This is a genomic window from Flavobacterium sp. CFBP9031, from assembly GCF_034044945.1.
Lineage (GTDB): Bacteria > Bacteroidota > Bacteroidia > Flavobacteriales > Flavobacteriaceae > Flavobacterium.
In genome coordinates this window covers 1-17,759 of the sequence record NZ_JAXCWF010000005.1, presented here as the reverse complement: position 1 = coordinate 17,759, position 17,759 = coordinate 1, and the positions used below count along the sequence as shown (strand labels likewise).

10 protein-coding genes are annotated in these 17,759 nt (G+C 36.0%); all 10 read left to right on the top strand.

The annotated features are described in order from the left end of the window. The first annotated feature begins 28 nt into the window (after positions 1–28). Entirely contained in the window at positions 29–1,432 is a 1,404-nt protein-coding gene (gene nrfD, locus SOM12_RS09825) for an NrfD/PsrC family molybdoenzyme membrane anchor subunit (protein ID WP_008466839.1), read from the top strand. After that, a complete protein-coding gene (locus SOM12_RS09820; protein ID WP_095927930.1) occupies positions 1,425–1,949 on the top strand; it encodes a DUF3341 domain-containing protein in 525 nt (174 codons plus the stop codon). Before nrfD ends, SOM12_RS09820 begins: the two co-directional genes overlap by 8 nt. An 8-nt stretch (positions 1,950–1,957) precedes the next feature. Continuing rightward, positions 1,958–2,503 (top strand): cytochrome c, encoded by a 546-nt coding sequence (locus SOM12_RS09815; protein WP_320493319.1) that lies wholly within the window; start codon positions 1,958–1,960, stop codon positions 2,501–2,503. Positions 2,504–2,530: 27 nt separating this feature from the next. Then, the gene (locus tag SOM12_RS09810; protein ID WP_095928198.1) at positions 2,531–3,925 is read left to right on the top strand and encodes a quinol:cytochrome C oxidoreductase; all 1,395 of its coding nucleotides are present in this window, start codon (positions 2,531–2,533) and stop codon (positions 3,923–3,925) included. Between the two features lie 19 nt (positions 3,926–3,944). Further along, positions 3,945–5,135, top strand: a complete 1,191-nt coding sequence (locus tag SOM12_RS09805; protein ID WP_095927928.1) for a cytochrome c oxidase subunit II — start codon at positions 3,945–3,947, stop codon at positions 5,133–5,135. Positions 5,136–5,165: 30 nt separating this feature from the next. Continuing rightward, positions 5,166–6,968, top strand: a complete 1,803-nt coding sequence (locus SOM12_RS09800; RefSeq protein WP_095927927.1) for a cytochrome c oxidase subunit I — start codon at positions 5,166–5,168, stop codon at positions 6,966–6,968. 106 nt (positions 6,969–7,074) lie between these two features. Then, positions 7,075–8,097 (top strand): Holliday junction branch migration DNA helicase RuvB, encoded by a 1,023-nt coding sequence (gene ruvB, locus SOM12_RS09795; protein ID WP_095927926.1) that lies wholly within the window; start codon positions 7,075–7,077, stop codon positions 8,095–8,097. 4 nt (positions 8,098–8,101) lie between these two features. Then, positions 8,102–9,448: a cytochrome P450 gene (locus tag SOM12_RS09790; protein WP_320493318.1), complete on the top strand. Its 1,347-nt coding sequence runs from the start codon at positions 8,102–8,104 to the stop codon at positions 9,446–9,448. Next, entirely contained in the window at positions 9,445–10,371 is a 927-nt protein-coding gene (gene queG / locus SOM12_RS09785; protein ID WP_320493317.1) for a tRNA epoxyqueuosine(34) reductase QueG, read from the top strand. Before SOM12_RS09790 ends, queG begins: the two co-directional genes overlap by 4 nt. Positions 10,372–10,889: 518 nt before the next feature. Further along, positions 10,890–17,759, top strand: a 6,870-nt coding sequence (locus tag SOM12_RS09780) for an HYR domain-containing protein (RefSeq protein ID WP_320493316.1), incomplete at its 3' end; no start/stop codon positions are given.

Below are 17,759 nucleotides of genomic sequence, written 5' to 3'. Positions count from 1 at the left end.
TATTAATTAAGAAACAATATAAAGGATTATGTCGTCTCACTACGAAGCACCCATTAGAAAACCTTTAGTTATTGGTGATAAATCTTATCACGATGTAACTGTAGATGTAGCTGCACCTGTTGAGGGGCCTGCAAACAAGCAATGGTGGATTGTATTTTCAATCGCATTAATAGCCTTCCTTTGGGGGTTAGGTTGTATAATTTACACCGTATCTACCGGTATCGGAACATGGGGATTAAATAAAACAGTTGGCTGGGCTTGGGATATTACTAACTTCGTTTGGTGGGTTGGTATTGGTCACGCTGGAACATTAATTTCTGCGGTATTATTACTTTTCCGTCAACGTTGGAGAATGGCCATCAACCGTTCTGCTGAAGCTATGACTATCTTCTCTGTAGTACAAGCAGGTTTATTTCCAATTATTCACATGGGACGTCCATGGTTAGCATACTGGGTATTACCTATACCAAACCAATTTGGATCTTTATGGGTAAACTTTAACTCACCTTTACTTTGGGACGTATTCGCGATTTCAACGTATCTTTCAGTATCATTAGTTTTCTGGTGGACTGGTTTGTTACCTGACTTTGCAATGCTTCGTGATAGAGCTATTACTCCATTTAACAAGAGAGTGTATTCTATCTTAAGTTTTGGTTGGAGCGGTAGAGCAAAAGACTGGCAGCGTTTTGAAGAAGTATCTTTAGTATTAGCTGGTTTAGCTACTCCACTTGTACTTTCTGTACACACGATTGTATCTATGGACTTTGCTACTTCTGTAATTCCAGGATGGCATACAACAATTTTCCCTCCATACTTCGTTGCTGGAGCGGTTTTCTCAGGATTTGCAATGGTAAATACATTGTTGATCGTTATGAGAAAAGTATCTAACCTGGAAGCATACATCACATTACAACATATCGAGTTAATGAACATCATTATCATGATTACTGGATCTATCGTAGGTGTTGCTTACATCACTGAGTTATTCGTAGCTTGGTATTCAGGTGTAGAGTATGAGCAATATGCATTTTTAAACAGAGCTACTGGACCTTACTGGTGGGCATATTGGTCGATGATGACATGTAACGTGTTCTCTCCTCAGTTTATGTGGTTCAAAAAATTAAGAACAAGTATCATGTTCTCATTCATCATCTCGATTGTAGTAAACATCGGTATGTGGTTTGAAAGATTCGTAATTATTGTTACTTCTTTACATAGAGATTACCTTCCATCTTCTTGGACAATGTTCTCACCAACATTTGTTGATATTGGAATTTTCATTGGAACAATTGGTTTCTTCTTTGTATTGTTTTTATTATACTCTAGAACATTCCCTGTAATTGCTCAGGCAGAGGTTAAAACAATTTTGAAAGGAACAGGAGATAATTATATTAGAGAAAGAGCAAACAGTAAAGATTCACATCATGAGTAATAAAGTTATATACGCCATTTATAATGACGATGACGTTTTGATGAATGCAGTAAAGAAAACTAGAGCTGCTCATCATCATATTGAAGAGGTTTTTACTCCATTCCCGGTTCACGGATTGGATAAGGCCATGGGTTTAGCACCAACAAGATTAGCAATATGTGCTTTTTTATACGGTTGTGTTGGTATTTCTGTTGCAACAACTATGATGAGTTATATCATGATTCATGACTGGCCACAGGATATTGGAGGTAAACCAAGTTTTAGTTTCATCCAAAACATGCCTTCTTTCGTGCCAATTATGTTTGAAATGACTGTGTTTTTTGCAGCCCACTTAATGGTAATCACTTTTTACATGAGAAGTAGATTATGGCCATTTAAAGAAGCTGAAAACCCAGATGTAAGAACAACTGATGACCACTTTTTAATGGAGGTTGCTGTAAATGATAACGAAGCTGAACTAGTTTCTTTCTTCGAAGGAACTGGAGCTGTTGAAGTTAAAGTAATAGAAAAGAATTAATTGTAGCTATGAAAAGGATATATAAAATAACACTTTTAGTTGGTATAACTATTTTAGTTTCATCTTGCCACAATAATTCGGCACCGAACTATCAGTATTTCCCTAATATGTATGAATCTGTTGCTTACGAGCCATATTCAGAAGCAAAAATATTTAAGGGAGGAAAAGAAGGACAGCTTCCTGTTGCAGGAACTATCAATAGAGGTTTTGAACCTTATGAATATGAAAACTCAACTGCTGGTTATGAATTAGCAAAAGCTAATTTAAAATCACCTTTGACAGAAGAAGAGAAAAACTCTGGAAAAGGTAAAGAGCTTTTTGATATTTATTGTATCAGCTGCCATGGTGCAACTGGTAACGGTAAAGGTAAATTGGTTGAAAGAGAGAAATTTCTTGGAGTACCTAGCTATAAAGACAGAGAGATCACTGAAGGAAGTATCTTTCATGTTGAGACTTATGGTTTAAATGCAATGGGTTCACATGCAAATCAATTAAGTGCTCACGAACGTTGGTTAGTTGCTGACTATGTTCTGAAACTAAGAAGCCAATTATAATTGTTGAACAAACTGATCGTAATAGATATGTATACATTTTCAAGTAAATTAAAAACTTTTTCTATCATCTTAATGGCCGTTGGTTTATTAGGAATTGGGTATGGTTTTTTAAGCGCACCAAAAGATATTCAAGAAGTTGAAAAAATACTTGCTGCAGATGAACATGGTTCTCATGGCGCTGCGCATGAAGAAAAAGCGGAGGCATCTCACAAAGAAGCAGGTCATCATGAGGCTGCTGAAGTTGCACATGACTCTCACAAAGGAGCTGAGCATGCAGAAGTTTCTGGTGCAAATGAGCACGAAAAACATTTAGAGCACGTATTGCACCAATTGCAAAATAAGCCTTGGTCTGCTGTATATGTGGCTTGTATTTTCTTTTTACTTCTTTCAATGGGGGTTTTAGCTTTCTATGCAATTCAACAAGTTGCTCAAGCAGGTTGGTCTCCAGTTTTGTTTAGAGTTATGCAAGGTATAACAGCTTATTTGCCAGCTGGTTCTATAATCTTCTTTATACTTTTAGTATTATGTGGATTACATTTTAATCATATCTTCGTATGGTTAGGAGAAGGAGTAACTGATCCTAAAAGCCCAAATTACGATGCTATCATTGCTGGAAAATCAGGATATTTAAACTTTCCTTTCTGGATTGCAAGAGCATTTATCTTTTTATTAGGATGGAATATCTACCGTCATATTTCTAGAAAAAACTGTTTGGCACAAGATGAAGCAAATGATGATCTTTACTACAAAAAGAATTTCAAAGCGTCTGCTGGATTCTTAGTATTCTTTATAGTTTCTGAGTCTATTATGTCTTGGGATTGGATTATGTCTTTTGATCCACACTGGTTTAGTACTTTATTTGGATGGTATGTATTTGCTTCTTTCTTTGTAAGTGGTATTACAGCTATTGCATTAGTAACTATCTATTTAAAATCTAAAGGATATTTGGAGTATGTAAATACAAGTCATATCCATGATTTAGCTAAGTTCATGTTTGGTATTAGTGTATTCTGGACTTATTTATGGTTCTCTCAATTCATGTTGATTTGGTACGCTAACATTCCAGAAGAGGTAACTTATTTTGTAACAAGAATTCAGTTATATAACCTTCCTTTCTTTGGAGCGGTTGTTATGAACTTTGTTTTCCCATTATTAATATTAATCAATACTGACTTTAAACGTCTTAACTGGGTTATTGTTATGGCTGGTGTTGTGATATTATTAGGTCATTATGTTGATTTCTTTAATATGATCATGCCTGGTACAGTAGGAGACAAATGGTTTATTGGAGTTCCTGAAATTGCATCGATTCTTTTCTTCTTAGGTTTATTTATATTTGTTGTATTTACTGCATTAACTAAATCTCCTTTGCTTGCAAAAAGAAATCCTTTCATCGAAGAAAGTAAACATTTTCATTATTAATATTTAAAGAAGTAAACAGATGACAAGTTTGTTGGTAATTATAGTTTTAGTTTTATTAGCAGTTGCATTATGGCAATTGACGAAGATATTTGATCTTACTCAGGTAGGAGCTTCTTCGGACGATTCTCAAGTTGCATCAGATAATGATAATAATATTCAAGGGTATGTTATGTTTGGCTTCTTGGCATTCATATACATATTTACGATTTACGGTTTACTAAAATGGGGAGGTTTAGCACTTCACACGCCTGCTTCAGAGCATGGACTTTTAGTGGATAATTTAATGAATATTACTTGGGTTTTAATTTTTTTAGTTCAATTTATTACACAAGGTTTACTATACTGGTTTTCTTTTAAAAATAGAGGACATAAAGATAAAAAAGCATTATTTTTTGCTGATAGTAATAAATTAGAAGCAATCTGGAGTATTATTCCATCTGTAGTTTTAGCTTGTTTAATTCTTTACGGATTGTACGCTTGGAATAATATTATGTTCGTTGATAAAGATGAAGATGTAATTGAAATCGAATTATATGCTCAGCAATTTAAATGGACTGCAAGATACGCTGGACAAGATAACGTTTTAGGTAAAGCTAACGTACGTTTAATCGAAGGAATCAATACATTAGGAGTTGATATGTCAGATCCAAATGCTCAAGATGATATCGTAGTTTCAGAATTGCACATTCCTAAAGGTAAAAAAGTTCACTTTAAAATGCGTTCTCAGGATGTATTGCACTCTGCTTACTTTCCTCACTTTAGAGCACAAATGAACTGTGTTCCAGGTATGGTTACTGAATTTGCTTTCGTTCCAACATATACTACTTCGGAATATAGAGAGTTACCATTTATGGTTGAAAAAGTTGCTAACATTAACAAACTTAGAGCTGAAAAGAGCATTGAGTTAGTTGCAAAAGGTGGTACAGCTTTAGATCCTTATACTTTTGATTACCTATTATTATGTAATAAAATCTGTGGAGCATCTCACTATAATATGCAAATGAAAGTTGTTGTAGATTCTCCAGAAGACTATAAAAAATGGTTAAGTGAGAAAACTACTTTAGCTCAGGATATTGCTGCTGCTAAAGCAGCTGAAAAACCAGCTGAAGGAACTGCTCCAACTGCAGATTCTACTGCAAAAGTAATTGACACTGTTAAAGCTGTTGTCGATACTGTTAAAGCAGCTGTAGCTAAAGTTGCATTGAAATAATATTATTTAGAAAATTTAAAGTACACATATATGTCAGCAGAAGCGCACGATCACGATCACGGACACGATCACGAGCACGAACATCATCATAAAGACACGTTCATTACTAAATATATTTTTAGTATTGATCACAAAATGATTGCTAAACAATACTTGATTACTGGTATTATTATGGGAATCATTGGTATTGCAATGTCCTTGCTTTTTAGAATGCAATTGGCGTGGCCAGAAGAGTCTTTTAAGATATTTAATGTTTTATTAGGAGATAAATTTGCACCTGATGGTGTAATGGCAAATGATATTTATTTAGCTTTAGTAACAATTCACGGTACCATCATGGTATTCTTTGTACTGACGGCAGGTTTAAGTGGAACTTTTAGTAATTTACTTATTCCGCTTCAAATTGGAGCAAGAGATATGGCATCTGGATTTATGAATATGATTTCATACTGGTTGTTTTTCTTATCAGCTGTTGTAATGTTATGTTCTTTATTTGTTGAAGCTGGACCAGCATCTGCAGGATGGACAATTTATCCTCCTTTGAGTGCATTGCCACAAGCAATTCCAGGATCAGGAACAGGTATGACATTATGGTTAGTATCTATGGCTATTTTCATCGCATCTTCTTTGATGGGATCTTTAAACTACATTGTTACTGTACTTAACTTAAGAACTAAAGGAATGTCTATGACTAGACTTCCTCTTACAATCTGGACATTTTTCGTAACAGCTATTATTGGTGTTATTTCATTCCCAGTATTATTGTCTGCCGCTTTATTATTGATTTTTGATAGAAGTTTTGGTACTTCATTCTTCTTGTCTGATATCTATATTGCAGGAGAGGTTTTACATTACCAAGGAGGTTCTCCAGTATTGTTTGAGCACTTATTCTGGTTCTTAGGTCACCCTGAGGTTTACATCGTAATCTTACCAGCAATGGGTCTTGTTTCTGAAATTATGGCTACGAACTCTCGTAAACCAATTTTTGGATACAGAGCGATGATTATGTCAGTTCTTGCAATTGCATTCTTATCTACAATTGTTTGGGGTCACCACATGTTTATTTCAGGTATGAATCCTTTCTTAGGATCTGTGTTTACCTTTACAACTTTATTGATTGCAATTCCTTCTGCTGTAAAAGCATTTAACTGGATTACAACTTTATGGAAAGGTAACTTACAATTTAACCCTGCAATGTTATTCTCTATCGGAATGGTTTCTACTTTCATCACAGGAGGTTTAACAGGAATCATTTTAGGAGATAGTACTTTAGATATTAACGTTCACGATACTTACTTCGTAATTGCTCACTTTCACTTAGTAATGGGTATCTCTGCACTTTACGGAATGTTTGCTGGTATTTACCACTGGTTCCCTAAAATGTACGGAAGAATGTTAAACAAAAACTTAGGTTATATTCACTTCTGGATTACAGCGGTTTGTGCTTATGGAGTTTTCTTCCCAATGCACTTTATCGGATTAGCTGGTTTACCAAGACGTTACTATACAAATACTAACTTCCCATTATTTGATGATTTACAAAATGTGAATGTTTTAATTACAACATTTGCTCTTGTAGGAGGTGCATTCCAGTTAGTATTCTTATACAACTTCTTTAGCAGTATTTTCTACGGTAAGAAAGCAGTTCAGAACCCATGGAAATCTACAACTTTAGAGTGGACTACTCCAGTTGAACATATCCACGGAAACTGGCCAGGAGAAATTCCTCACGTATATCGTTGGCCGTATGACTACAGTAACCCTAATCATGATGTAGATTTTGTTCCTCAAAATGTACCAATGAAAGAAGGTGAAGAAGTTTTACACCACTAAAAATAATCAAAGGCTGTCAGAAATGACAGCCTTTTTTGTTTAGTTAAAGTTTTAATCGTTCAGTATTGCTATTTTACAAACTGATTACTTTGTATATCTTTGTGGGATGAATGAAAATCTAGATCCTACTACTAAAGGATATAACTCAGAAGAGTTAGATCTTGAAAAAAGATTGCGTCCGCTGTCATTTGATGATTTTGCCGGACAAGATCAAGTTTTGGAAAATTTGAAAGTCTTTGTTGCCGCTGCTAATCAGCGTGGTGAAGCGCTTGATCATGCGCTTTTTCATGGACCTCCTGGTTTAGGAAAAACTACTTTGGCAAATATATTGGCTAACGAACTGCAAGTTGGTATCAAAATTACTTCAGGACCAGTTTTGGATAAACCTGGAGACTTGGCTGGTTTGCTAACGAATTTAGACGAAAGAGATGTTTTATTTATTGATGAAATTCATCGATTAAGTCCAGTTGTTGAAGAATACCTGTATTCTGCAATGGAAGATTTCAAGATTGATATTATGATTGAATCGGGACCAAATGCTAGAACAGTGCAAATCAATCTGAATCCCTTTACTTTAATCGGAGCAACAACGAGATCTGGATTATTAACGGCTCCAATGCGTGCGCGTTTTGGAATATCTTCGCGTTTGCAATATTATACTACAGAACTTTTGACAACAATTGTTGAAAGAAGTGCCTCTATTCTAAAAATGCCTATTGATTTGGAAGCAGCAATTGAAATTGCTGGAAGAAGCCGCGGAACTCCTCGTATTGCAAATGCATTATTAAGACGTGTTCGTGATTTTGCTCAAATTAAAGGAAATGGTAGAATTGATATCGAAATTTCAAGATATGCTTTAAAAGCCTTAAATGTAGATGCTCATGGTCTAGATGAAATGGACAATAAAATATTATTAACTATTATCAATAAATTTAAAGGTGGTCCAGTAGGGCTTTCAACTTTGGCTACAGCTGTTAGTGAAAGCAGTGAAACTATAGAAGAAGTTTACGAGCCTTTCTTAATTCAGGAAGGATTTATCATGCGAACGCCTCGAGGCAGAGAAGTTACAGATAAAGCATATAAGCATCTTGGGAAAATAAACACAAATATACAAGGAGGTTTGTTTTAATTGTATGTCCGACAAGTTTAAATATAATTATCCTCAGAAACTATCTTTACTTAGATTTTTCAAGGATGCTGAAGGTGTTCGTAGAAATCCGATTCCCTTTCATAAAAGATATTTTGAGAAATTCGGAGATTCTTTTTCTATACGAATTGGCTTTTCTAAGTATATAATCTTGTCGCGAGATAATGAAATTGCACAGCATATTTTAGTTAAGAATCAAAAGAATTATAATAAATCTAAATTTCAATCGGTTTATCTTTCCAAATATTTAGGAAAGGGACTTTTAACTAGTGATGGTGATTTTTGGTTAAAACAGAGACGACTTATTCAGCCGGCTTTTCATAAACAAAAAATGAATCAGCTGGTTGATAATATGAATGGGACTATTGCTTCAGAAGTAAATAATTTAGTTGAAGAAAGACCAATAGATCTTTTTCCGGTTATGAGTAATCTTGCGTTTAATGTTGTCGCAAAATCTTTATTTCAGCTTTCAAATGCTGAGGATAAATTTCATCGCATTAAATTTATAATAGAAGAAGTGCAAAACTTCTTGATTAAAGAAATTAGACTTCCGCATAAAGCTTGGTGGTTTTCATTGAGCGGACAGGTAAAAAAACATCTTAAGTTAGCAGAGGAAAATAATGCTATTATTAAGGAAATCATCGAAGAAAGAAAAGCTTCGAATGAAGAAATTAATGATTTACTGAACATGCTTCTAGAAACCAGATATGAAGATACGGGCGAAAGCATGTCTATTGAACAATTGATTGATGAAATTAAAGTTCTCTTTATTGCGGGACATGAGACTACGGCAAACGCATTAACTTTTACACTTTATCTTTTAGCAAGAAATCCCGAAGTTCAACAAAAGGTTTTTGAGGAAATCATTGAGATTGAATCGCAAACGAGCAATAGTATCGAACAGCTTCAAAAAATGGTCTATACGAATGCCGTTTTGAACGAGTCTATGCGTTTATATCCGCCAGCTTGGATTACTGACAGACAAAATCTTGAGGATGATGCTTTGGCTGAATTTAAAATTAAAAAAGACACTTTAATTGGAGTTTCTTTTTACGAATTGCACCGTAATCCAAAATATTGGAATAATCCTGATGAATTCATTCCAGAACGATTTCTTGGAGAGCAAAAAAAGGAATCAATGCAATATTTTTATCCTTTTGGAGCTGGTCCGAGAATGTGTATCGGAACTGGATTTGCCATTTATGAAATGTGTTTAACAATATCTCAGATTGTTAAAAAGTATACTATTAAAGCTGATAATGATACCGTTCAGTTTAACCCATTAATTACTTTAAAACCTATTAACGTTGAAGTTTCATTTTCTAAACGATGAGTATCAATTCTAAAGAAATATATTCAAAATTTATAAAAGAAGAAGCCAAAAGACTTGGGTTTATTTCTTGTGGAATTTCTAAGGCTGGTTTTTTAGAACAGGAAGCCCCTCGACTTGAAAATTGGTTGAAGAACAATCGCAATGGTCAAATGGCTTATATGGAAAACCATTTTGATAAGCGTCTTGATCCAACTTTGTTGGTTGATGATGGTAAAAGTGTCGTATCGCTTTTACTTAATTATTACCCAGATTCTAAGCAAAACGATGAAAGTTTTAAGATTTCTAAATATGCCTACGGACAAGATTATCATTTTGTAATAAAGGATAAGTTAAAGGAGTTTTTGCATTCAATCCAAGAAAATATTGGAGAAGTATCAGGACGTGCTTTTGTCGATTCGGCACCTGTTTTAGATAAGGCTTGGGCGGCAAAGAGCGGTTTGGGTTGGATTGGAAAAAACAGTAACCTGATTACTCAAAAAGTTGGTTCTTTTTACTTCATTGCTGAACTTATTATTGATTTAGAATTAGAATATGATTATGCAGTCACAGACCACTGTGGATCTTGTACGGCTTGTATAGATGCTTGTCCTACACAAGCAATTGTAGCACCTTATATTGTTGATGGAAGCAAATGTATTTCTTATTACACCATCGAATTGAAAGAAAATCTTCCTGAAGAAATGAAGGGGAAATTTGATGAATGGATGTTTGGCTGTGATACCTGTCAAGATGTTTGTCCATGGAACCGATTTTCCAAACCCCATTCAGAACCTTTATTTAATCCTAATCCAGAGTTGCTTTCCTTTGCTAAAAAAGACTGGATAGAGATTACAGAAGAAACCTTTAAGCTAGTTTTTAAAAACTCTCCTATTAAAAGAACCAAATTTGATGGTTTAAAACGTAATATTAAATTTTTACAGTAACAACTAAATGTGGATTGTTATTTTATCTTTTTGATTATCAGTTTTTTATTTTAAAAGGCTCTTTCTCCTTTGTACTATTTTTTTTCCTACGTTTTTTTGCCTATTTATCAATAAATTCTGTAGGAATTGAATATCTCTTCAATTATTTAAGAAAATTCCGCTGTTTTATTATCAAATATTTACAGAAATTAGATTTTCAATAGATGAACAATTGTTAAAAAATGTTGTTTAACGACTTTATGTGCACTTTGTCGGAATAATGTTGATTGATTTCATTCCTCGATATACTTTCGCACTTTCCAAATCTACTTAATTTAAAACCAGTGAGACTTTTATAGTCTTAAATTACTATATGACAATGGTCTGCATAATGTCTTTTTTATATGTATATCTTGAAAAAGCTGTTCTAAGTTTTTTTAAATCCATTTTATATTTTTTCTCGTATCTCATCAATATGCTAAAAACAATCATCTGTTTTTTAGTATCCGAAATTTCTGTTCCACAAACTCAAGTTGTCTATGCGTAACTCTACTTTTTGTAAGTCTGGATTTTACAGGCTAATTCTTTTGATTTTATTCTTTCTATTAACAAGTTATCATGCTTCTGCTCAGTTTTTTACTAAACATTACATAGCACCAGCACCTTGGCAGTATTTTAGTAATGCAAATGAAATTATAATTGCGACTAATTCTGCTGCTCCTGTAACCTTTACTATAACAAAAAGTGATGGCAGTGCTGTGGCTTTCACAAAACCTGATGGTACAGCTGCAGGTACTCTAACGACAGTAAAGGGAAGTCCTGCTGTTTATAGATTTGTGGGAAATCCAAATAGTGCTGCTTTAGGTTATAATGTAGCAGGTACAGTCTATAATGATAGAGGAATAATAGTTACCAGTACAGGGGGGGCTGTTTCTGTAAATTTAAGAAATATTGCGTCTGATGCCATAGGAGATGGTGGAGATAACTATATAAAAGGAAATGCTTCATTAACTAGTTTTGGGGATGCTGGTATTGGTGTGGAATTTAGAGTTGGATATTATCGTAATGTTGGATCAAGTGATAAAGATCGACCTTTCTATAGTGTTATGGCAATTAATAATAACACACAAGTAAAAGTAAATGGAAGTGTAGTAACAACATTAGGAGCAGGGCAAAGTTATTTATTTAATGCTGCAATTGGCTCTTTAGTGGAAACATCAGGGCGCGTTGTAATGAATACAGGAGTGCGAATAGACACTCCAGTTGCATGCGGGGATGGAACTTTTGATCAATTACCTCCAATATCTGTTTTAGGTACAGAATATTTCCTTGAAAGAGGGAAAGGCAATGACACTGCGGAGCAAACTACAGTTGTAGTGACGAAAGATAATACAGTACTGACAATAACCACTTATGGAACTAATGGGAGTGTGGTAGGTTCACCAGTAGTTACTTCGCCATTAAATGCGGGACAGTTTTACACTTTTAAAAATGGTGTTTCGGGCACGGCACTTACATCATCAAGAATTTCTGCAACTAATAATGTTGCGGTTTATTCTGGTACAGCTGATGGTTGCGAGGTTGATATTTCGACAATTGCACCAGTTTCGGCTTGTGGGGGATCTAATTTTATTGAAACTTCGACTTTTAAAGGATATAATAGAGAATCATTAGATTATTTTGGTTATGTATTATTAAGAAGTGCTACAGATTTGGTGATGCTAAATTTTGCGAATCTAGAAGAAACTATGAAGACTAGTAGACGTCAATTAGGGACTACAGGTTGGTATATAATTGATTTTAATAGAGATAAAATAGGAAATCCTAATACAATTTCTCTTAGTAGTGATTCAAAACTTACGGTTTCTATAGCGCAACAAGGTAACGGTTATTCGATGGCTGCATTTTTTTCAAATTTTGCACAACAGCCATCAGCTCCTAAAGAAACTTATATTGGCGGAAGTAGTTGTTTAAAACAATCAGCAACATTAACCACAGATGCCAACTTTGCACCATATGTATGGCGTTATAATGGAACAGTTATTCCAGGAGAAGCTTCAAATACTATAACAGTTACCAAGACAGGCTCATACACAGTAACATCAACATTATCTTGTGGTGTTAGTTCACAATCAACTCCTATTGCGGTTACACTTTGTAGTGATGTTGCTGTAGAAAATACAGTTAATGTTTCTAGTCAATGTGTAGGATCAAATGTTGTTTTCACATTAACTGCTAAAAATTTAGGACCTTCCAATGCGGAAGGTGTTTCGGTAACAGACAAATTGCCTTCAGGATATACATATGTTTCTTCTACAGCCCCAACAGGAACTTCTTATGATAACTCTACTGGGATATGGACGATTTCTAGTTTAGATAGTGGCGCAAGTGCTGTATTGACAATAACTGCTACAGTTAAAGATACAGGAACTTATTCTAATACTGCGACTATTACATCATCTAATGTGGATGATCCTACGGGCAATAATACTGCTACAGCTTCAATAACACCAAATGCTTTACCAGTTGCAGCTACCCTCGGTACAAATAGTCCAGTCTGCTCTGGATCAAATGCTGTTTTTACAATATCAGGAACATCGGGAAATGTTGTTACTTATACAGGAGCGGCTTCTGGAACGGCTACAATAGGATCTGATGGAAAAGCTACAGTTACAGTATCAAATGTAACTTCAAATGGCACCTTAAATTTAACTAATGTAAGTAATGGAACCTGTAGTCGAGCATTAACAGTTAGTGCTACAGTAACAGTAAATTCTGTGCCTGCGACGCCAACAATTTCTGTTGCTGCAACAGGGACAACATTCTGTTCAGGAGGCAGTGTTGTACTAACATCATCTGCAGGATCTGGAAACCAGTGGTATAAAGATGGAGTTGTGATTCCAAGTGCAACGAGTAAAACCTACAGTGCAACAGCGAGCGGTTCATATACAGTTACAACCAATAACGGAAACTGCACAAGTGCAGTTTCTGCAGGCACAACGGTAACGGTAAATTCATTACCAGTTGCTTTATCGTTAACTGGAAGTACAATTTGTGTTTCGCCAGGAGGAAATGGTACAATTTCTTCCTCAACTTCGGTGAGCGGAGTTAATTATCAATTATATGATTCTAGTAATACAGCGATTCAATCAGCAAAAGCTGGAAATGGGTCTGCATTAGAATGGACCAATCTGTCTGCAGCAAATGGATATTATGTGATTGCTACCAATGCATCGAGCTGTACTTCAAAGAGTAATGTAGTTAACATAACAACTAATCCTAATCCAACTATTTCAATTGGAGGTACGTTAACAGCTTGCTTAACAACTACTTTGACCACAACAACAAACGCGAGTTCACCTAATTATGTTTGGTATAAAAATAATGTCGTGATTTCTGATGAAACATCATCTTCATTAGTGGTAAATTCAGATGGAGATTATAAAGTGAAAGTTAAAAATACAGTAACAGGTTGCGAACAGACTTCTGCTGCTTCTACAGTAAAAGTTAGTGATACAGAAAAACCTGTAAAACCAACATTGGCAGATATTACAGGAGAATGTTCTGCAACAGCAACTGTTCCGACAACCACAGACAACTGTGCAGGAACAGTGACTGGAACAACAGCAGATCCATTGACATATAATGCTCAGGGAACTTATACGATCAACTGGAGTTTTAGCGACGGGAACGGAAACGTAGAAACGGCGACTCAAAAAGTAATCATTAAAGACACTCAGAAACCTGTAAAGCCAACATTGGCGGATATTACAGGAGAATGTTCAGCAACTGCAACTGCTCCGACAACAACTGATAATTGCAAAGGAACAGTTACGGGAACAACAACAGATCCATTGACATATAATGCTCAGGGAACTTATACGATTAATTGGAGTTTTAGCGATGGAAACGGAAACGTAGAAACTGCGACTCAAAAAGTAATTATTAAAGACACTCAGAAACCTGTAAAACCTGTTTTAGCAGATATTACAGCAGAATGTTCGGTGACAGTAACGGCTCCGACAACAACTGATAATTGCAAAGGAACAGTTACGGGAACAACAACAGATCCTTTGACATATAATGCTCAGGGAACTTATACCATTAACTGGAGTTTTAGCGATGGAAATGGAAACGTAGAAACTGCGATTCAAAAAGTAATTGTTAAAGACACTCAGAAACCTGTAAAACCAACATTAGCAGATATTACGGGCGAATGTTCTGCAACAGCAACTGCTCCGACAACGACGGATAATTGTAAAGGAACGGTGACTGGAACAACGACAGATCCGCTGACTTATAATGCTCAGGGAACTTATACGATTAACTGGAGTTTTAGCGACGGAAACGGAAACGTAGAAACTGCGACTCAAAAAGTAATTATTAAAGACACTCAGAAACCTGTAAAACCAACATTGGCTGACATTACGGGAAAATGCTCTGCAACAGCAACTGCTCCGACAACGACGGATAATTGTAAAGGAACAGTGACTGGAACAACGACAGATCCATTGACATATAACGTCCAGGGAACTTATACCATTAACTGGAGTTTTAGCGATGGAAATGGAAACATAGAAACGGCGACTCAAAAAGTAATCATTAAAGACACTCAGAAACCTGTAAAACCAACATTGGCTGATATTACAGGAGAATGTTCTGCAACTGCAACTGCTCCGACAACGACAGACAACTGTGCAGGAACAGTGACTGGAACAACGACAGATCCGCTGACTTATAATGCTCAGGGAACTTATACCATTAACTGGAGTTTTAGCGACGAAAATGGAAACGTAGAAACTGCGACTCAAAAAGTTATTATTAAAGATACCCAGAAGCCGTCAATCACTTGTCCGTTGGGAGTTTCAGTTTCAGCAGATGCGAATTCATGCACTGCAACTGGAGTTGCTTTAGGTGCTCCGACAGTATCGGATAATTGCTCTGGAACTGTAACAGTGACAAATGATGCACCTTCAAGTTTTCCAATCGGAAACACAACGGTGACATGGACAGCAACAGATGCAGGAGGAAATACAGAGACTTGCACGCAAATCGTTAACGTAATTGGTGAAATTACAGCAAATGATGATAGTGTTTCTTCATCAAATGGAGTAGCTGGAGTAGTTGTTATTACTAATGTTTTTGATAACGATGTTTTAAATTGTAATAAAGTAAATAGAGGAGATATTGATGTTACAGTAAATGGTACTGTACCTTCAGTGTTAATTTTTAATACTGCAAATGGTGCTCTTTCAGTAAAACCGAATACACCAACAGGTACTTATACTTTTGATTATTCAATTTGTGAAATTGCTAATAGTGGAAATTGCAATACAGCTACAGTTAAAGTTGAAATTGTAAATGATTTAGTAGCAGTTAAAGATGATTTCGGAACAAAAACTTCTGGATCAGCAGCTGCAGTTATTGGCAATGTTAAATCAAATGACACTTTAGACGGGGCATCTGTTACGTCTGCAAACACGGTTGTTACAATTGACAGCGACGGACCATTAAGCGTTGATGCAAATGGAGATGTTACTCTAGCAGCAAACACGCCAAGCGGAAGCTACAGCATTACATACGAAATCTGCGAGAAGGGTGCGAATCCATCAAACTGCAAGACAGCTACAGCAGAGGTTAAAGTTGAAAATGGCTTAATTGCGGTTAAAGATGATTTCGGAACAAAAACTTCTGGATCAACAGCTGCAATTGTCGGAAATGTTAAATCAAACGACACTTTAGACGGAGCATCTGTTACGTCTGTAAATACTGTTGTTACAATTGACAGCAACGTAGCATTGAGCGTTGATGCAAATGGAGATGTTACTCTTGCGGCAAACACGCCAAGCGGAAGCTACAGCATTACATACGAAATCTGCGAGAAGGGTGCGAATCCATCAAACTGCAAGACAGCTACAGCAGAGGTTAAAGTTGAAAATGGTTTAATTGCAGTTAAAGATGATTTTGGAACAAAAACTTCTGGATCTACAGCTGCAATTGTCGGAAATGTTAAATCAAATGACACTTTAGACGGAGCGTCTGTTACATCTGCAAACACGGTTATTGCAATTGACAGCGACGGACCATTAAGCGTTGATGCAAACGGAGACGTTACTCTGGCAGCAAACACGCCAAGCGGAACGTACAGCATTACATACGAAATCTGCGAGAAAGATGCGAATCCTTCAAACTGCAAGACAGCGATTGCAGAAGTTAAAGTTGAAAATGGTTTAATTGCGGTTAAAGATGATTTCGGAACAAAAACTTCTGGATCTACAGCTGCAGTTATTGGCAATGTTAAATCAAACGACACTTTAGACGGAGCATCTGTTACGTCTGCAAACACGGTTGTTACAATTGACAGCGACGGACCATTAAGCGTTGATGCAAACGGAGACGTTACTCTGGCAGCCAACACGCCAAGCGGAACCTACAGCATTACATACGAAATCTGCGAGAAATCTGCTAATCCATCGAACTGCAAGACAGCTACAGCAGAGGTTAAAGTTGAAAATACAATTGACGCAGTACTAGATATTATTACTCCAATTAATGGAAACATTGGCGGAACAACAGTATCTCTAATAGGAAACGATACGCTAAATGGAGAAAAAGCAGTAATTGGAATCAATTCAGGAGAAGTTACAATAAGTATTGTAGGCACTTTACCATCAGGATTGACATTAAATACAAATGGAACTATTACAGTAGCTTCAGGAACTCCAAAAGGAGATTATAAAGTAGAATATACAATATGTGAAGTAGGTGCAGTCCCTGCAAACTGCGATTCGGTAACTATTACCGTACCGGTAACAGCAGGAAACCTTGTGGCAAATGCAGATGAAATTCCGTCAGTTTTAGGATCGAATGTTCCTCAGACATTAGGGAAAAATGTATTTGACAATGACACTAAAAATGCACAGCCATTAGACCCAGCAGATGTTACGCTGAAAACTACAGCGGCAGATCCGAAAGGATATCTGACTGTAGATGCAGACGGAAAAATTATTTTAGGCGCAAATCCTCCGGCAGGAGATTATGAGCTAACGTATGAAATCTGCGAGAAATTAAATCTGGACAACTGCAGTTCAAATACTGTGAAGGTAACAGTTGGATTGCCAGTAATTGATGCAGTTGAAGACGTGATCGCTTCGATAAACGGAAATATCGGCGGAAAAACGATTTCATTAACTGCAAACGATAAATTAAACGGAAATCCAATCACAGTTGGAACGGCAGGAGAAGTTAAGTTTGAAATTATCGGAACGCTTCCAACAGGATTGACGCTGAATTCAGATTACACCATAACTGTTGCGCCAAATACTCCAAAAGGAGATTACAAAGTAGAATATAAAATCTGCGAAAACACGAATCCACTAAACTGCGACTCGGTTACTATTACCGTACCG